This is a genomic window from Micromonospora yasonensis (assembly GCF_026013475.1).
In the GTDB taxonomy this organism is placed as follows: Bacteria; Actinomycetota; Actinomycetes; order Mycobacteriales; family Micromonosporaceae; genus Micromonospora; species Micromonospora yasonensis.
Genome location: NZ_JAPDPH010000441.1, coordinates 1 through 1,561, shown reverse-complemented (window position 1 = coordinate 1,561; position 1,561 = coordinate 1). Strand labels below are relative to the sequence as shown.

The window sequence follows — 1,561 nt, the reverse complement described above, 5'->3', positions numbered from 1 at the left end:
GATGCGCAGCACCAACTGCGCCGCCACCAGCGAGGTGCCGCCCAGTCGGAAGAAGTTGTCGTGCGGGCTGACCTCGGCGACACCGAGGACGTCACCCCAGATCCGGGCGATGGTGGCGGTCAGGTCGCCATCAGCTGCGGCCACGGTGGAGCTCACCGTGGCGGCGGCCGAGGCGAGTCGCCGCTCGTGGCCCGCGACCGCGGCCACCGGGTAGGCGCCGATCGCCACCGTGCCGGTGCGGCCCTCGGCGAGGACCCGCTGCCCCACGGCGACCGCCGCCGCGGGGGGCAGCCCGTCGTGTTCGGGTACGCCCTCCTCCTGCCACGCGCCCCAGGCCAGCGACACGAGGCGGGCCGGCCAGCCGTGCGGGCTGCGCGCGTACGCGTCGAGGAAGGCGTTGGCGGCCGTGTCGTCGGCCCGGCCCAGGCCACCCGCGAGCGCGGTCACCGACGAGGTCAGCGCCACGAAGTCGAGCGGCAGGTCACCGAAGACCTCGCGCAGCACCAGCGTGCCGGTGACCTTGGGCCGCAGTTCCGCCGCCGCCTCGGCCAGCCGTGACCCGGCGGACAGGCCGGTGTCGGGCAGCTTCGCGGCGTGGATGATGCCGTCGAGGCCGCCGAGGTCACGCAGGATTTCGGCGCGTACCGCCCGCATGGCGTCCACGTTGGCCACGTCGGCGGTGAGGTGACGCACCCGGGCGCCCGCCTGCTCCAGTGCCTCGATCGTGGCCGGCGGCGGCTGCGCGGTGCGGCTCACCAGCACCAGCCGTGCGCCAAGCCGGGCCAGCTCGGTGGCGAACGCGCCGCCGACCCGGCCCAGCCCGCCCGTGATCAGGTAACGCCCGCCGTCGCGGATGCCCAACCCCGAGGTGGTACGCCCACCCGGCCGGACCGGAGCGAACTCGCGGGTCCAGCGGCGCCCGCCCAGCCGCAGCGCGACCGCCTCGGCCCGCTCGGTGCCGAGCAGTTCGTCCACCACCGCGTCCACGCGGAGGTCGCCCGGGTCGGCGTCGACCCAGTGACAGCGCACCTGCGGGCGTTCCAGCGGCACCGAGCGCACCACCCCGGCCACCGTGGCGTGCTCCGGGCGCACCAGGTCGGCCCCGGTCACGTCGGCCACTCCGGCGGTGACCACATCCAGCTCCACGCCGACGGCCGGCAGCGCGTCCAGCAGCGTCAGCAGCGCGTAATACCCGTGCTCCTGGGCCGCCGACGCGGCATCCACATCGGCGCCGGCCGGGTGGCCGTCCAGCGCCCACGCGTGCACGATCCGGGCGGCCCGACCGTCGTCGGCGCACTCGTCGAGCAGCCGCTGATAGTCGGCGGCGTTGGTCGCACGCAGCTGGTAACCGCCCGGGCGGACGGCGAAGGCAGCCCCGGGGCGGACCACGGTGACGTCGGTGCCGCGCTCACGCAGCCGGGCCGCGAGGGCCGTTCCACGCTCACCGGCCGCGAAGAGCAGCAGCCGACCGGGCGCCTCGGCGGGTGCCGTGGCGGGCAGTTGGTGCCAGACCGGCACCTCGACGACCCCGTCGTCGTAGCGGCGGGCGGCGGGCGGGTCG

General features: G+C 76.4%; 1 protein-coding gene. It reads right to left on the bottom strand.

Annotation, left to right across the window (positions count from 1 at the left end):
- Window positions 1-1,561: SDR family NAD(P)-dependent oxidoreductase (locus ONA70_RS36175; RefSeq protein WP_265010970.1), on the bottom strand; the 1,561-nt coding region annotated here is incomplete at both ends.